Origin of the sequence: Pseudomonas sp. B21-021 (assembly GCF_024749205.1) — a bacterium.
Lineage (GTDB): Bacteria > Pseudomonadota > Gammaproteobacteria > Pseudomonadales > Pseudomonadaceae > Aquipseudomonas > Aquipseudomonas paraglycinae.
Window position 1 is genome coordinate 1,534,793 of sequence record NZ_CP087192.1, and the last position, 15,997, is coordinate 1,550,789.

Annotated in this window: 14 protein-coding genes and 1 riboswitch; of the genes, 4 read left to right on the plus strand and 10 right to left on the minus strand. The window is 60.6% G+C overall.

Features of this window, described 5'->3' with window-relative positions; genetic code table 11:
• Nucleotides 1-128 precede the first annotated feature (128 nt).
• From LOY31_RS06835 to LOY31_RS06880, 10 genes are all read right to left on the minus strand, one after another.
• A complete protein-coding gene (locus LOY31_RS06835; protein ID WP_258713019.1) occupies nt 129-821 on the minus strand; it encodes a pseudouridine synthase in 693 nt (230 codons plus the stop codon).
• A gap of 42 nt (nt 822-863) precedes the next feature.
• On the minus strand, nt 864-1,073 hold the full coding sequence (locus LOY31_RS06840) for a cysteine-rich CWC family protein (RefSeq protein WP_258713020.1): 210 nt from the start codon (nt 1,071-1,073) through the stop codon (nt 864-866).
• 5 nt (nt 1,074-1,078) lie between these two features.
• The gene (locus LOY31_RS06845) at nt 1,079-2,566 is read right to left on the minus strand and encodes a sensor domain-containing diguanylate cyclase (RefSeq protein ID WP_085605500.1); all 1,488 of its coding nucleotides are present in this window, start codon (nt 2,564-2,566) and stop codon (nt 1,079-1,081) included.
• 157 nt (nt 2,567-2,723) lie between these two features.
• Complete coding sequence (atzF, locus tag LOY31_RS06850; protein WP_258713021.1) at nt 2,724-4,496, minus strand: allophanate hydrolase; 1,773 nt, start codon at nt 4,494-4,496, stop codon at nt 2,724-2,726.
• 25 nt (nt 4,497-4,521) lie between these two features.
• Nucleotides 4,522-8,136 carry an urea carboxylase gene (uca, locus tag LOY31_RS06855; protein WP_258713022.1) on the minus strand — a complete coding sequence of 1,205 codons (3,615 nt, stop codon included), beginning with the start codon at nt 8,134-8,136 and terminating at the stop codon, nt 4,522-4,524.
• A gap of 175 nt (nt 8,137-8,311) precedes the next feature.
• Nucleotides 8,312-8,953 (minus strand): urea amidolyase associated protein UAAP2, encoded by a 642-nt coding sequence (locus tag LOY31_RS06860; RefSeq protein WP_258713023.1) that lies wholly within the window; start codon nt 8,951-8,953, stop codon nt 8,312-8,314.
• An 11-nt stretch (nt 8,954-8,964) separates the two neighbouring features.
• Complete coding sequence (locus LOY31_RS06865; protein ID WP_007957964.1) at nt 8,965-9,690, minus strand: urea amidolyase associated protein UAAP1; 726 nt, start codon at nt 9,688-9,690, stop codon at nt 8,965-8,967.
• 12 nt (nt 9,691-9,702) lie between these two features.
• Nucleotides 9,703-10,491 carry an ABC transporter ATP-binding protein gene (locus tag LOY31_RS06870; protein ID WP_258713024.1) on the minus strand — a complete coding sequence of 263 codons (789 nt, stop codon included), beginning with the start codon at nt 10,489-10,491 and terminating at the stop codon, nt 9,703-9,705.
• On the minus strand, nt 10,488-11,303 hold the full coding sequence (locus tag LOY31_RS06875) for an ABC transporter permease (RefSeq protein WP_258713025.1): 816 nt from the start codon (nt 11,301-11,303) through the stop codon (nt 10,488-10,490). The genes LOY31_RS06870 and LOY31_RS06875 overlap by 4 nt, the downstream gene beginning before the upstream one ends.
• 18 nt (nt 11,304-11,321) lie before the next feature.
• Nucleotides 11,322-12,389, minus strand: coding sequence for a putative urea ABC transporter substrate-binding protein (locus tag LOY31_RS06880; RefSeq protein ID WP_258713026.1), 1,068 nt, complete (start codon nt 12,387-12,389; stop codon nt 11,322-11,324).
• A gap of 63 nt (nt 12,390-12,452) precedes the next feature.
• Nucleotides 12,453-12,553: riboswitch (guanidine-I (ykkC/yxkD leader) on the minus strand.
• A gap of 283 nt (nt 12,554-12,836) precedes the next feature.
• Between LOY31_RS06880 and LOY31_RS06885 the strand changes: the two genes are divergently transcribed.
• The 4 genes from LOY31_RS06885 (at nt 12,837) to LOY31_RS06900 (ending at nt 15,995) form a co-directional block, all read left to right on the plus strand.
• On the plus strand, nt 12,837-13,100 hold the full coding sequence (locus LOY31_RS06885; protein ID WP_258713027.1) for a hypothetical protein: 264 nt from the start codon (nt 12,837-12,839) through the stop codon (nt 13,098-13,100).
• A 178-nt stretch (nt 13,101-13,278) separates the two neighbouring features.
• Nucleotides 13,279-13,683 (plus strand): hypothetical protein, encoded by a 405-nt coding sequence (locus LOY31_RS06890; protein WP_007957969.1) that lies wholly within the window; start codon nt 13,279-13,281, stop codon nt 13,681-13,683.
• 205 nt (nt 13,684-13,888) lie between these two features.
• Entirely contained in the window at nt 13,889-15,088 is a 1,200-nt protein-coding gene (locus LOY31_RS06895; RefSeq protein WP_258713028.1) for a glycosyltransferase family 4 protein, read from the plus strand.
• A 46-nt stretch (nt 15,089-15,134) separates the two neighbouring features.
• Nucleotides 15,135-15,995 carry a hypothetical protein gene (locus LOY31_RS06900; protein ID WP_085605520.1) on the plus strand — a complete coding sequence of 287 codons (861 nt, stop codon included), beginning with the start codon at nt 15,135-15,137 and terminating at the stop codon, nt 15,993-15,995.
• Nucleotides 15,996-15,997 lie beyond the last annotated feature (2 nt).

Sequence of the window (15,997 nt, forward strand, 5' to 3'; positions counted from 1 at the left end):
GTTTCTTAGAAGTTATGTGTGACTCATCGGTCACAATTTGGCCGACGTCCTGATTCAAGCAGGGGGATCCGGATCGCGCAAGTGCCGTTGGTAAATTGTTGGACAACTTCTGCTGAGCGGTCGGCTGCTTAGAACAAATGAATCTCTTCGGTGCGCAAAGCGCGGTACTCGCCCGGTTTTAGCGCGTGATCCAGCGGCAGCGGGCCCATTGATTCGCGGTGCAGGCGCAGCACTTTGTTGTTGAAGTGGCCGAACATGCGCTTCACCTGATGGTAGCGACCCTCGACGATGCTCAGCCGCGCCGTTCGTGGGCCGAGCACTTCCAGCTGCGCCGGTTGGGTGGTCAGGTCTTCGAAGGCGAAGTAGATCCCCTCGGCGAACTTGATCGCATATTCCGGGCCGATTTCCTGTTCGGTCTCGACGTAATAGACCTTCGGCAGTTTGGTTTGCGGCTGGGTCAGGCGCCGCGACCAGGTGCCATCGTTGGTGATCAGCATCAGCCCGGTGGTGTTGAAGTCGAGGCGTCCGGCGATGTGCAGGTCGTCCTTGTCCGGCTCGTGGATCAGGTCGAGCACGGTCGGATGCTCGGGATCGCGGGTGGCGCTGACGCAGCCTTGCGGTTTGTACAGCATGAAATAGCGCGCCGGTTTGCCGCTTTGCAGCACTTCGTCGTCGACTTCGACGCGGTTGAATTCCAGGACTTCACTGTGAGGGTCGCTGACGACTTTTCCGTCAATGCGCACGCGCTTTTCCACCAGCAACAGGCGAACCTGTTTGCGGTTGTAGCGGGGCAGGTTACTGAGGAAACGGTCGACACGCATGATCAGGAATCGGCAGGTAGCGGGGCGCGCATCTTACGGGATCTACGGCTTGGCCGCTTGCAGTTGCGCCTCGACCTGAGCGCAACGCGGGCACAGGCAGGACTTGTCGCGCAGTTCCGCCGGCAGGGCTTCGAGTACTGCCGGATCAATGGAAACGCCGTAGCACCAGCAGGCACGGTCGGCGGTGCGCGGGTCGGCCAGGGTGCAGTCGTTGCGGGCGCCGCAGGCCGGGCAGAGGTCAGGTTTGTTCATGAGTGTCAGGCATAGGTCGAGTGAGGCATTTCCACGCAGGTGCGGTTACGGCCGGTCTGTTTGGCCCGGTACATCGCATGATCGGCCCGGGACAGCAGGCTGTGCAAGGTGTCATCCCGTTGCAGGGTGGTGGCGCCGATGCTGACCGTCAGATTCAAGGTGTGACCGTTGTAGGCATATTCATGCTGTTCGACGTGCTGGCGGATCTTCTCGGCAATCTTCTGACCGGTCTCGCCGTCGGTGTCCTTCAGCAGCACGATAAATTCCTCACCGCCCCAACGGCAGACGATGTCGGAATGACGCAGGCAACTTTGCAGGTCCCGGGCGAACCCGATCAGCACCTGATCGCCGGCCATGTGTCCGTAGGTGTCGTTCAAGACCTTGAAGTGATCGAGATCCAGCAGCAGCGCGGTCAGCGGTTTCGGCTCGCGGTGAGCTTCGTGCAGCGCCTGCACGGCGAGCAGGTCGAAGCCACGGCGGTTGGGCAGTTCGGTGAGGCTGTCGAGGGTGGCCTGGGCGTGGATCTTTTCCTGATAACGGCGGATCAAGCGGTTGACCAGCGCCAGCACGATCAGCGTTACCAGCAGGCAGATCATCAGATTGAGGTACAGCGACTGGCGGATTTCGCTGAGTGCGCCGTCTTCGCGTTTATCGACGAACAGGTACCAGTTCAACTCCGGAATAAACCGCACGTTGAGGAAGTGTCCCTGACCGTGGGCGGAATATTCGTAGCTGCCGCTGTGGGGTTTGGGCAACTGGCTGACCAGGCTTTTCATGCTCTCGAGGTCGTTCAGGCTTTTCCCGACTGGCGCCCCCTCCGGCCCGCCCTCGGCGCCCGTCAAGACCAGTCGGCCGAAGGTGTCGACGAAGTAAACGCTGCGTTGATAGCGCTGCTGGTACTTGTCGATCAGCTTAATCACCGCGTCCACCGTCAGCCCTACGCCGGCGGCGCCGATGAAGCGATCGTTGTAGTCATAGACCTTGTAGTTGATGAAGAAGGTCATGTTGTCTTTGTTGGCCAGATCCGGGTCGACGTTGATCTCGTACGGATCCTTCATGTCGCGCACGCGGAAGTACCAGGCGTCGCGTGGCTCGTCGATCTTCACCTGCTTGAGCACGCCCTTGGCGTGGTAGTAGGTGTGGGTGCTGTTGGAAATGAAGAACGCGGTGTAGGCGCCGTAGTGGGTCATGACCTCGTCGAGGTAGCGGGTCATCTGGTCGCTGTCTTTCTCGCCGTTCACCACCCAGTCGCGCATGAAGGTGTCGCGGGACATCATCGATGAAATCAGGATCGGTCTGACGAGGTCTTTCTGGATTTCCGAGTACACCGTGTCGGAAGTCAGCGGCAGTTCGGTGTTGACGATGTTGTCGCGGATCGACGCCCGCGAGGCGTAGTAGCTGAGCAGCGAGGTGGCGAGAAAACCTGCGCCGAGGAGGGCGACCAGAGTCAATACCAGCGAACGTTGGGAGTAAAACGCAGATCTGAGCGGCATTGGCAGTTCCGTCGACGGTGGCCCGATGGCAGCATTCTAGTGAGATGGCCGGGAAAAAACTGCGGGATTTGTGCCTGAAATGACGGGTAATCAGACGCCGCTCTCTCTCACCGACCCTCTCCAGCAGAGAAGGTCGGCGATTTGCCAGGTTTTCGGGTCAGTCGCGGCTGGCGAGGTAGGCGCGCCAGCCACCCAGATGGCTGATGTCGAGCGCACCTTCCAGGCCGTACGGTTCACAGATGAATCCGCTCTCCCAGCGGCCGTCCGCCAGTTGTACCTTGCCCAGCCCGAGGGGTGCCGGGATGCCGGTCAGGAACGAACCGAGCTCGCGGCTTGGCAACTCCCAGACCTCCACCTCGATTGCCACGCCGCCTTCCGCCACGCGCAGCATGCCCGGACGCAGTGGTGGGCCGCCGGCCAGCGCGTAGAGTTTGTAGTCCTTAGAGCTGTGGGTGGCTTCGATCAGGCGGGCGCCGCGTTGCTGCAACTGCCAGTTCAGGGCCAGTCCATCAAGGTGCGCGCCGCAGACCACCAGCCGCGCCCGGTCATTGCGCGCCGGACTCGCCGGTGTCGGCAGCACCAAATTATGCTGGCGCTGCAAGGCGTCCGCCAGGCCCAGCAGATACTGGTCGGTGAACGCCCGGCCAAACAGCGTCACGCCCCACGGCAAACCATTGTCCATGACCGCACTGGGCACGGCGACGGCCGCATAATCCAGCAGGTTCATGAAATTGGTGTAGTAACCCAGTTCGGCGTTGCGCAGCACCGGCTCGGCGTCCAGTTCGGCCAGGGTCACCGGGCGGCCGATGGTGGGCGTGAGCACACAGTCGAGTCCGTCGAGTGCCTGATCGCAAACGGCTTTGAGCGCTTGCAGTCGATACTGCGCACGGAACGCTTGCACGCCCGTCACCGCCGGGGCCTTGGCCAGCACCGCGCGGATCACCGGCAGCACTGCTTCGGGACGCTGTTCCATCAGTTCGCCGGCGATACTGTAACGCTCGGCGACCCACGGCCCTTCGTACAACAACCGCGCAGCTTCGAGGAACGGTGACAGATCCAGTTCGACCGCTTCGCCGCCCAGAGCCTTCAGACGGTCGATGGCGTCGCCGAACAGCAGCGGGCCTTCGGGGCAACCGAAAAACTCAAGATCCTGCGCCCGCGGTACGCCAAACCGGAAGGGTTTGGGAGCACCGAATGCCGAGCCGTCATTCCACGCCGGATTGCTGCGGCTGTATTCATCCCGAGGGTCGAAGCGGGCGGTCAGTGCCAGCAACTGGCTGGCCTCGCGTGCGGTCGCGGTGAAGGTCGTGACGCAGTCCAGCGTGCGGCAGGCCGGCACCACGCCCGCCGTAGAGATCAGGCCTTTGGTGGCTTTGAGTCCCAGCAGATTGTTCAGCGCTGCCGGCACCCGTCCCGAGCCAGCAGTGTCGGTGCCCAGGGCAAAACTGGCGACGCCGAGCGCCACTGCCAGCGAAGAGCCGGCGCTGGAACCACCGGAGGGATATTCCGGCAACACGCTGTTCGGGCAGGCGCCATACGGCGAGCGGCTGCCATTGAGGCCGGTGGCGAACTGGTCGAGGTTGGTCTTGCCCAGCGGAATCGCGCCCAGCGCCAGCAACTGTTCGACAATGGTTGCCGAACGTTCGGGAAGGTAGGCGAATGCGGGGCACGCGGCCGTGGTCGGGACACCGGCGAGGTCGATGTTGTCCTTGATCGCGAACGGCACGCCATACAGCGGCAAACTCTCTGGATCACCGCCGTCGAGGCTGGCGAGGTACGGCTCCAGCTCCTCGACGCTGAGCAGATGAATAAACAGGTGATAGTCGGGATTGAGCGCAGCGGCTTTTTCCCGCAAAGCCAACAGCAATTTGCGCGGTGTGGTCTGGCCGTCGCGGTAGGCCTGGCGCAGGGCATCGAGTTGCAGATTCATGAGGTCATCCTTTGCAAAAATGGGTTCAGTCGAGTTCCAGCACCACGACCCGTTGACCGGCGCGCACCGCCGAACCGGGTTGCACGCGAATCTCCCGGACCACGCCGGGCAGCGGCGCGAGCACGGGGATCTCCATCTTCATCGACTCCAGAATCACCAGCGCATCACCGGCCGCGACGCGACTCCCGACCTCGACCTGGACCTGCCACAGATTGCCGGCAATGTGGCTGTCGACACTCTGCTGACCGCTGGCCAGCGGTGTTTCTTCCTGGCTTTGCGGCACGGCTTCTTCGCTGTCGAAGTGCGCCTGGCCGCTGGCGATCCAGCGTTCGCGCTCGGCGTTGAACGCGGCTTGCTGCTGTAGACGAAAGGCGTGAATGCTCTCGGCTCCGCGGTTGAGAAACCCTTGATAGTCGCCGAGGTTGAGCTGGCTCTGTTCGATGTTCAGGTCGAAACGCCCGAGTGGAAAATCCCGGCGGATGCGCAGCAATTCGTCAGCGCTGACCGGGTAGAAGCGGATCTGGTCGAAGAAGCGCAGCAGCCACGGTTTACCTTCGAACGCGGCCACTTCGCGATAGCGGTTCCACATCTGCAAGGTACGCCCGACGAACTGATAACCGCCCGGGCCTTCCATGCCGTAGACGCACATGTAGGCGCCGCCGATGCCCACCGAGTTCTCGGCGGTCCAGGTGCGCGCCGGGTTGTACTTGGTGGTCACCAGCCGATGGCGCGGGTCGAGCGGCGTGGCGACCGGTGCACCGAGGTAGACGTCGCCGAGGCCCATCACCAGATAGCTCGCATCGAACACCGTGCGTTGCACCTCGTCGAGGTTGGGCAGGTCATTGATGCGGCGGATGAACTCCAGATTGCTCGGGCACCACGGCGCGTCCTTGCGCACGGTGGTCATGTATTTCTCGATCGCCAACTGGCAGGCCGGGTCGTCCCACGACAGGGGCAAGTGGACGATGCGCGACGGCACTTGCAGGTCCTGGGCGGCGCACACCGCATCCCATTCACCGGCGACGATGCCGAGCAGATCGGCCAGCGGCAATTGTTCGGGCTGGTAGTGGATCTGCAAAGAACGAATGCCCGGTGTCAGGTCGATCACGCCGTGCAGGTTTTTGCCTTCCAGCGCCTGCATCAGGGCATGGGCGCGAAAGCGCAGGACCAGATCCAGCTCCGGGGCGCCGATTTCCAGCAGCAGATGGGTATCGCCGGACAGTCGGGCGACCAGTCGCGTGTCCCCCTGACTCAAATCCAGCACCACGGGCGAAACCAATGCCTGTAATGAAGTGGGTGCGATGTCTGGTCGGGCCCCATCGCTGGCAAGCCTGCTCCCACAGGTATCCCATTTGAGGGCGAGATCGCGTGCGGTCTTGAGATCGACCGGCACGAACTGCACTTTGTCCCCGGCCTTGAGCTGACCCAGTTGCCAGAGATCCGCCTCAATCACCGTCACCGGGCAGACAAACCCGCCAAGACTCGGGCCATCCGGGCCGAGGATCACCGGCATGTCGCCGGTGAAGTCCACCGCACCGATGGCGTAGGGGTTGTCGTGGATGTTCGACGGATGCAGCCCGGCCTCGCCGCCGTCGGCGCGCACCCACTCTGGTTTCGGCCCGATCAGGCGCACCCCGGTGCGGCTGGAGTTGAAATGCACTTCCCATTGCGTGGCGAAAAAGGTGCCGATGTAGTTTTCAGTGAAATATTCAGGCGCGCCATGAGGGCCGTAGATGACGCGGATCCGGCGCACGGCAGGTAATTCGCTGACGTGATGGGCGGCTAATGTCTGCCCGGCGCTGCGCTCATTCAGGGCAGCCAGATGCAGCACGTCACCGGCGCGCAAGGCCCGCCCGCCATGACCACCGAACTGACCGAGCGTGAAGGTGCTTTTGCTGCCCAGATAATCCGGCACTTGCACGCCGCCACGCAGGCACAGGTAGCTGCGGGCCCCGGCGCCCGGCAGATTGCCCAGGTGCAATTGACTGCCCGCCGGGATCAGCAGGGCGGTGTTCATCGCCTGCGGCTGGCCGTCGAGCGTCAGGGCAATCGGTGCGCCGGTCACGGCCACCACCGCATCGCAATTGAAGCGCAGCAACGGCCCGCTCATGGTGATTTCCAGCGCCGCCAGGCCTTCATCGTTGCCCAGTAAACGATTGCCCAGACGCAACGCGCGGCTGTCCATCGGCCCCGAGGGTGGCACGCCCACCGCCCAGTAGCCGAGGCGACCGGGGTAATCCTGGACGCTGGTCTGAGTGCCGGCGCTCAGCACTTCAAACGTGTTGGCCCGGTACACCAGGCCTTCCAGGCAACGGGTCCAGGGCTGGCCGCTGGCGAACGGCGTATCGAGCAGAATCTGCCGCAGGTAGTCGCGGTTGGTTTCCACGCCGTACAGCAGGCTGTCGCCGAGGGCCTGGTGCAGATCGGCACGCGCCTGTTCGCGGGTCGGCGCCCAGCAGATGAGCTTGGCGATCATCGGATCGAAGTAGGGCGGGATCTCGCAACCGGCCTCGACCCAGGTGTCGATGCGCAGATGCCGGCCATCGGCGACGGGGAAATCGACCGCTGTCAGCAAGCCGGGGCTGGGCTGGAAATCGTGGCCCGGATCCTCGGCATACAGCCGCGCCTGAATCGCATGCCCCTGCGGTTGCAGGCCTGCGAACAACTCGGCCAGCGGCGGCAAGTCACCGGCCGCCAACTCGATCATCCAGCGCACCAGATCGACGCCCCACACCTGTTCGGTAACGCCGTGTTCGACCTGCAACCGGGTGTTCACTTCGAGAAAATAGAAGCGCTGCGCATCGCTGTCGAAAACGAATTCGACGGTGCCGGCGCTGCGGTAATTCACCGCTTTGGCCAGTTTGATCGCCGCTGCGCACAGCTCATCCGCCATGCCTTCGGGCAGGTTCGGTGCCGGGGTTTCTTCGAGGACTTTCTGATTGCGCCGCTGCACCGAGCAGTCGCGCACACCGAGAGCGATCACCGCGCCGTGGCCGTCGCCGAACACCTGGACTTCCAGATGCCGCGCACGCTGGATGTACTTCTCGATGAACACCCCGGCGTCGCTGAAGTTGTTCTGCCCGAGGCGCTTCACCGCCTCGAACGACTCGCTCAGTTCGCTGGCGTTACGGCACACGCGCATGCCGATGCCACCGCCACCGGCGGTGCTTTTGAGCATCACCGGATAACCGACGTGCGCGCCGGCAATCAGCGCGGCGTCGAGGCTGTCGAGCAGTTCGGTACCTTCGAGCATCGGCACGCCGTGCTGTTTGGCCAGGGCCCGTGCGGTGTGCTTGAGACCGAACACCCGCAGTTGCTCCGGTGTCGGGCCGATGAAGGCAATGCAATGGTTTGCGCAGGCTTCGGCGAACGCGGCGTTTTCCGAGAGGAAGCCGTAGCCGGGGTGGATCGCGGTGGCGCCAGTGGCTTTGGCGATGGCGAGAATCTTGTCCACCGCCAGATAGGTGCTGGCCGCTGCGCCGTCGCCGAGGCTGTGGGCTTGCTCGGCTTGCAGGATGTGCAGACTGGCGGCATCGGCTTCGGAGTACACCGCGACGCCTTCGACGTGCAGTTCACGCAAGGTGCGCAGAATGCGGCAGGCAATCGCGCCACGGTTGGCAATCAGGACTTTTTCGAACATGGAGAAACCCCCGGAGCCCGCGCAGGGTGCGGGCTCGACTGGGAGGCGGGCCGTCCCGCCGTTTTTGTTCAGGCGCCAGGGTCGTCCCCGACGGCGAAATCACTTCACTTTTTCAGGCACTGGCCTGAGCGCGCCTGGCACAGGGCAAACAACCAGCGGCGCAGACGGACGAATTTCAGTTCCATACCAGTAGCTCCGCAGGTGTCGGGTTGTAGGCGTTGCACGGGTTGTTCAGTTGCGGGCAGTTGGAAATCAGCACGATCACGTCCATCTCCGCGCGCAGGTCGACGTATTTGCCGGGGGCGGAAATCCCGTCTTCGAAGGTCAGGCCACCCTCGGCAGTCACCGGCACGTTCATGAAGAAATTGATGTTCGGCCCGATGTCACCTTTGCCCAGGCGTCCGTCGTGGGCGCAGGCGCGCAGGTAGTTGTCGCGGCAGCTGTGCATGTAGCGTTTTTCCAGGGCGTAGCGCACGGTGTTGCTCTCTTGCGCGCAGGCACCGCCAAGGGTGTCGTGGCGGCCGCAGGTGTCGGCAATCAGGGTCAGCATCGGTTTGCCGAGGTTGGAATACAAAACGCTGCCGGTGCTCAGGTAGACGTTGTGTTGTCGGCGCAATGTGCGTTGCACGTCGTAGCGCTCACGGGGATTGGCGGCGCTGTAGAACAAGGTGTCGACCGCCTGATTGCCTTCCAGATCGAGGATGCGCAGGGTCTGGCCGGCCTTGACCTCCATCAGCCAGGGTTCGCCGGCGGGAATGGTGGCGCGGTACACCGCAGCGTCGGGTTGTTTTTGCGAAGTGGCGATAGCAACTGACATGGCGACGATCCTCAGGCGAACAAACGGTCGGTGTTGATAAAGCCGCGCTCGTTCTCCGGGCGCGAGGTACGGCAGTGCTCGGCGACGCTCGGGTCGGCGTTCATCCAGCTCAGCTTCAGCGGTTTGGGGGCGTACTGCGGCGACGGATCCAACGGGTGTTGCAGGGCGGTCAATACAACCAGGGTGTCCATCGGTGCATACAGTTCGATGTAGTCACCGGCCTGCGAATGGCCCTCGACGAAGTGCAAACGCCCGCTGTCATCGACGTTGACCCGGCTGAACAGGTTGAGGGTCATCAGCAGGTCGGACAGGCCCAGCCCCCACTTGCCGAGTTCCACCAGCAGGTTGTCGGTGCCGTTGCGAAAGAAGCCGTTGCGCAGTTCCTGATAGCGGCCCTGACCGTATTTTTCCGTGACTTCCTCGGCGCACAGCACACCGCCGAGGCTGTCGCTCCAGCCGCAGGTATCCGCCGTGATTGCCGCCAGCACGCGGCCCATGTCCGAGTACAGGCAATGGCCGACGGTCAGCTTGGCGGTGTGTTGGCATTTGAGGCTGTCGGGCAGGTTCAGGCGCTCGGTTTTTTCGTTGGCGTTGAGCAAAGTCAAGCTGACGTTGGCCCCACCGCGCAGGTCGGTCAGACGCAGCAGTTGCCCGCGCTTCAAGACGAAGGAGCGGTGGCCGCCGCCGGGCAGGGTTTCTTCGGCAAAGGGTGGAAAAATTCGGGTTGAATCAGTCATGGGAAATTCCTCTCAAGCGGTTCGAAGGGCACTCGCCAGTTGCACCGGCAGGGCGTCGACGGCGGCGCGTTCGGCGCGGCGGTCGCTGTTCAAAGGGATGTCGTAGGTGATGCGTGCGCCATAGGCACCGGGGGCGTGCGGGTCGAGGCGGACCTTGTCGAACACCAGCAGACGGGTGCCGAGGCTGAAACCTTCGGACAGGTCGTGGGTGACCATGAATACCGTCAGTTGCGTCTCGCGCCACAGCTCCAGCAGCAGGGCGTGCATGTCCTTGCGAATGCCCGGATCGAGCGCACCGAACGGTTCGTCGAGCAGCAGCACGCGCGGTTTCATGATCAACGCCTGGGCGATCGCCAGCCGTTGTTGCATGCCGCCGGACAGTTGCGCCGGGTACTTGTCCAGCGCATGGCCGAGGCCGACTTTGTGCAGTAGCGCCGAGGCCTGCTCGCGGGCGTCCTGTTTGGCACTGCCGAACAGACGCCCGAGCAGTGGCGCACGCGGCAGTTCGAGGCCGAGGGCGACGTTGTCCAGCACGCACAGGTGCGGGAACACCGAGTAGCGCTGGAACACCACGCCACGGCTCGCATCCGGCTCGCGCGCCAGTGGCTGACCATCGAGCAGAATCTCGCCGCGACTGGCGGTTTCCTGACCGAGCAGCAGGCGCAGGAAGGTCGACTTGCCACAACCCGAAGCACCGACGAGCGTGCAGAATTCGCCCTCGTTGACGTTGAGGTTCAAGCCTTCGAGCACTACTTGGTCGGCGTATTGCTGCCAGACGTTTTTCACTGTGATGAAGCTCATTTGGCCGCCCCCTCATACCAGGGAAATGCGCGCCGGGTCAGGCGCTTGAGGCCCCAATCCATCAGCCAGGCAAGCAGGGTGATCCACACCACGTACGGCAGGATCACATCCATCGCCAGGTAACGGCGCACGAGGAAAATCCGGTAGCCCAGACCGTCGGTGGAAGCGATGGCTTCGGCGGCGATCAGGAACAGCCACGTCGAGCCGAGCATCAGCCGCAGTGAAATCAGCAGGCGCGGCAACAGTTGTGGCAGAACCACGCGCAGCATCAGGGTCCAGGTCGAAGCGCCGAGGGTCTGCGCCTTGATCAGCAGTTCGACCGGAATGTCCCGCGCGCGCTGTTCCAGATCTCGGGCGAGTGCCGGGGTGATACCGATCACGATCAGCATCACTTTCGACAGCTCGCCGAGGCCGAAGACGATGAACAGGATCGGCAGTATCGCCAGCGGCGGCACCATCGATAACACCGTCAGCATCGGCGACAACGGTGCGCCGAACAGCGGCAGGGTGCCGGCCGCCATGCCCAGGCACAACCCGGCCAGCGCCGCGATGCCGAGGCCGATGGCCAGGCGTCCGAGGCTCGACGCGGTGTCCTGCCAGAGCAGGTATTCGCCGGTGCGACTGTCGGCTTTGAATGCCAGGCGTTTGACCGCATCGCTCATCTGCACCGCGCTGGGCAGCAGTTTGTCGTTGGGGTTTTCCGCCAGGCGCTCCGCCGAGCCCATGAAGTAGGCGAACAGCACAAGGGCGAAGGGCAGGATCACCAGCAGCAGGCGACTCGGTCGATCCGGGTGACGATTGATCAGGCGCATGGCCAAATCCTCCGAGGCTTACAGCTTGGCGTCGGCGGCCAGCTGCACGTAAGTCGGATCGAAACGCAGCTTGAGATTGCCTGTGTCGCCGCTGGTCACGCCGTTGGCGAAGGTCATGCCGACGGCGCTGGTGTCCTTGGCGCCTTCGCCGAGCAAACCGTGCTGGAACGAGAACTCGGCAACTTTGCGCATGGTTTCCGGCAGTTGCTTGCTGGTGGCGAACGCCAGGGCTTCTTTCGGCGTGGCGAACAGTTTGGTGGTGTCCAGTTGCGCCTGGAATCCGGCCAGATCGGTGCCCGAAGCTTTGGCCATGTGCTCAAGTGCGGCTTTGCCGGCGGCGTTTCTGGCGTTCATCAAGTCGACCACTTCGAACCACGCGCCGGTCAGCGCCTTGCCCAGCGCCGGGTTGTCTTTGAGGGTGGCGCTGTTGACCACCATCATGTCCATGATTTCGCCGGGGATCTGGCTGGAGTTGAAGACTTCGGTCACGCCGGGTTTGGCCTTGATGTCCGAGAGCATCGGGTTCCAGGTGGTGACGGCGTTGACCTGCTCGGTGTTGAAGGCGGCGGAAATGTCGGCGTCGGAGGTGTTGACCACTTTCAGGTCTTTTTCGGTCAGGTCGACCGAGTCCAGCGCGCGGGCCAGCAGGTAATGCGAGACCGACAGTTCGACCAGGTTGACGTCCATGCCCTTCAGGTCGGCAACTTTTTTGCCTTCGCCCTTGAGGACGATGCCGTCGTTGCCGTTGGAGAAATCGCTGACGATCAGCGCGGTGCTGTCCACGCCACCGGCGGCCGGGATGGTCAGCGCATCCATGTTGGTCATGGTGCAGCCATCGAACTGACCGGCGGTGTATTGATTGATCGATTCGACGTAGTCGTTGAGCTGGACCACGTCGATCTTGATCCCGTATTTCTTCGCCCATTTATCGACGATGCCCTGGCTGCCGGCGTATTCCCATGGCATCCAGCCGGCGTAGATCGTCCAGCACACGCTGAAATGGTCTTTCTGGGCAGCCTGGGTCTGGCTGCTGAGGAGGGCGGCGAAGGCGGCGGCGAGCAGGGCGGGGAAACGTAGTCGTGACATGGCGGATTCTCCAGTTGATCGTGGGCGGACAGGAAGGCAACGCGGCACCGCGAACGGTGGCTTGTCTCCCGGGCTTTTGTCCCGCCGTGTAACCTCAACTGGAGGTCGCCAACTCTCGGACCAGCCACTCGCAGATGCGAGCCGGAACCCTAGTCAGCCATTGCAAATTGTGGTGCCGCGAACCTGTGATGACTCCTGCACGGGTTTAATAAAGCGAGAGGCGTGCCAAGTCGCGACGAGCCGTCTGCCACGTGGCTTGTGGGTGGAGGGGCTGAGTTGGCGGGTGCGCGCCACGCTTTGTGTTGGTGCGCGCTTGCACCGTGATGCAGCGCGATGGCCGCTGATCCGATGCGCGTTCGGCGTGGGCACTCGGTAGCGGTTCGTCAGTCAAAACTGATGTCAGCCGGTCTGTGCCGACTGCTGTCACAGGTCTTTCAGGAGGCCGCCATGCTGCTCAAGAAAATGCTGCGTCGAGCACTGTTCGCTGCGGTGTTCGGTCTGGGGCTGTCCGGTTGTTACTACTACGCCGGCGGCTACGATGTTTACTCCACGCCCTATTACTATCCCGGCTACTACTCGCCTTATTACTACGGTGGTTATTACGGTCCGCGCTACTACGGCGGCGCCCGCTATTACTACGGCGGCTATGGCTATCGCGGTGGCTACGGACGGGTTTATCACGGCGGCGGATACCACGGTGGGCACCACTAATCAGCGGCTGAATGACGGCATTTCTGCATGAACAAGGTTTCATAAATCACTTGTTTCAAGTTGTTGCAGAAGCGCACCGGATGCCGAAATCGCTGTCAGATATTTCGTCAGTCGCCGAATGAAAGACTGACGCCTGCCAGCGTCGCTGGTGTGGCTACCCGCGGTCCAGGAGGCCGCCATGTATCGCCGAATTCTTCTGTTTACCGTGATGCTTTTTTCCCTTGGCGGATGCGTCCCTTATTCCTACGGAGATGGCTACTACAGCTCAGAGGTCTACACATCGCAGGCACCTTCGTACTACAACAGCGGTGGCACTTATTACAGCGGCGGCAGCACGTATTATTCGGCGCCGCGCTACTACCAGCCAGCGCCACGTTATTACCAACCGGCTCCACGCTATTACTCGGCGCCTCGTTACTACCAACCGGCCCCGCGTTACTACGAGAACCGTCGCTGGCACGGTCATGATCGCGGACGCTGGGACGACCACCGTCGCGGTGGCTGGGATGACCGCCGGGGTCGTGGCAACTACGACCGTCACAGCGGGCGCGGCGATTACAACCGACACGGCAACCGCTGGTAACCCCCCCGCAAAAAAGCGGCGCATTGAGCGCCGCTTTTTTTGTGCCTGTTTTTTTGTGTTGGTGTGGATTGCACCATCTCCTAGGAGGTTCTCGGAACCCTCCTACAGTTTTATTTCTGACCATTTGTTAGCGTTTGTATGCACATGTTGACGTTGAAAAACTTCAATTTCATGGAGGTGTATAAGCGCGGGTTATTGCTCAGATGTGAATCTTCTTATCATTCATCAGAATTTTCCCGGTCAGTTTCGTCATGTGGCGTTGGAAGCATTGCACAGGCGTCTGGGCGTCATTGCAATTGGACGCGATACAGCGCCAGGTATTGCAGGGGTAAAATTATTTCGTTATCGACCCTCAAGGAAGATGATTAATGGCGTTCATAACTATTTGTACAGATATGAAGAGGCTGTTGCGGACGGGCAACAAGTTCAACGAATATTGAAGAGACTCAGCCAGGCAGGCTTTCGGCCTGATGTAGTTCTCGCTCATCCTGGGTGGGGTGAATCGCTATTCGTCAAAGATGTGTATCCCGACGTGCCTCTGGTTCATTTCTGTGAGTACTATTACCGAGCGCGTGAGGCGGACTCTGGTTTCGATCCTGAGTTTCCCTGTGCGATGGATACGTCCTCAAGGCTTAGAATCTTGAATTCGATGCATCTCCTGAATATTGAGCAGTGCGATGCCGGGATTGCACCTACACAATGGCAGCGCGGTCTTTTTCCGAAAATATATCAGTCTAAAATTCGCGTCATTCATGAAGGCATTGTTCAATTTGCCGAATCAGAAAAGGTCGAGTTTGTAACGCTGCCGAGTGGGCGCGTGTTAAGAGCAGGTCAGCCTATCGTGACTTATGTCGCCAGAAACCTCGAGCCGTACCGAGGCTTTCATAGTTTTATGAGATCCATTCCCTATATTCAGGAAAAGTGCCCGAGTGCGCAGGTCATTGTAGTGGGTGGGGATGATGTCAGTTATGGGCGGATGCCCATTGGATACCCGAACTGGCGAAGCAAGATGGTCGCGGAGGTGGATGTTGATATTTCCAATGTTCACTTTGTTGGGAGGTTGCCTTATCAAACATACAGGTCTGTTCTGAGTCTTTCAAAGGCTCACGTGTATTTGACATATCCGTTTGTACTGTCATGGTCTTTATTGGAAGCAATGGCATCTGGCTGTGTTGTCGTAGGTTCAAATACCGCTCCCGTGCAGGAAGTTATCGAAGATGGGATCAGCGGGATACTTGTTGATTTTTTTGACGCTGAAGAAATCGCCACGGCAGTGTGCAGGGTTTTAACGTCTTTCGCTGGTTTTGGATCTATAAAGGATGCGGCGAGGTTGAAGGCAAGCGAATTCGATGTGGTTAAAGGAGTAAGCGGTTACTTTGAAGTGTTTAAGGAGTTGATGAGGTGAGTTGTTTCGAGTGATGTGATTGGTCATTTTAAAATGGAGATTTGAAATGCTTAAGATGTCTCGCAAGGAGGTTTTTCGCCAGTGCAGAAGGGGAGTTAAATATGGCGTGTTATTAGCGATCTGTTATTGGGTCGTTGATTTCTGTATTCGATGGGAGGAGGCCGCAGTAGCGCGGGAGATTTATCAGAAGAAACAAGGGGCGTGCAGCAGGAAGCTGGCGGGTATGGAGCAGGTCCCGATACTTGGCGGCAGCCTGCTGGACCGGACAAAGATTCCCGGGTTCCATTTTGGATCGACATTAAGGAGCGACGGGTCCTGTATTGCCGATCTTCTTTCAGGATCATTCTGGTGGACGGGAGAAGAACTGTTTCCTGTGTATGAAACTCTTGGGGTAGAACCACCCACCAGCTGGACGCATTTCCGGGTTTCCGCCAGGCTTTACACCAGAAGGGATACCACGGAACCGCACAATATGGGCGGGCGGCATGTGGATTGGCCGGATGAGCTGGTTGTAAAGCTGAAGAACTATCCAGGCCTGGAACTTTGGCTTACCGCGCCTCCACCCAGTATCAAAAATGAATTCTCTGTTCGAACTTTTGTTATGCACGACTGGCGCCGGCGTGATGGAACACCACGGAGGATAAATTGTGATGGTTTGAATTCGCCAGAATCTAAAGCTTCTGCAAGAGGTTTGAGTAAAGCATATCTTTTGAAAATGAATAAGGAGCAGCTGGAGAATTTGGAGTTTGGTAGTTTGCGTACGTATTGCACGGTCGGGTTGCACCATTTCGACTTTGCAGGTGGGGATGCTCGTATACATTTGGGTACCGAGGGTTTGCGGGGTGCTCCAGAAGCGCTTAAGGCTGTCAGTGACTATCTTTCACATTCAATTATTACAGGGAAGTAGAT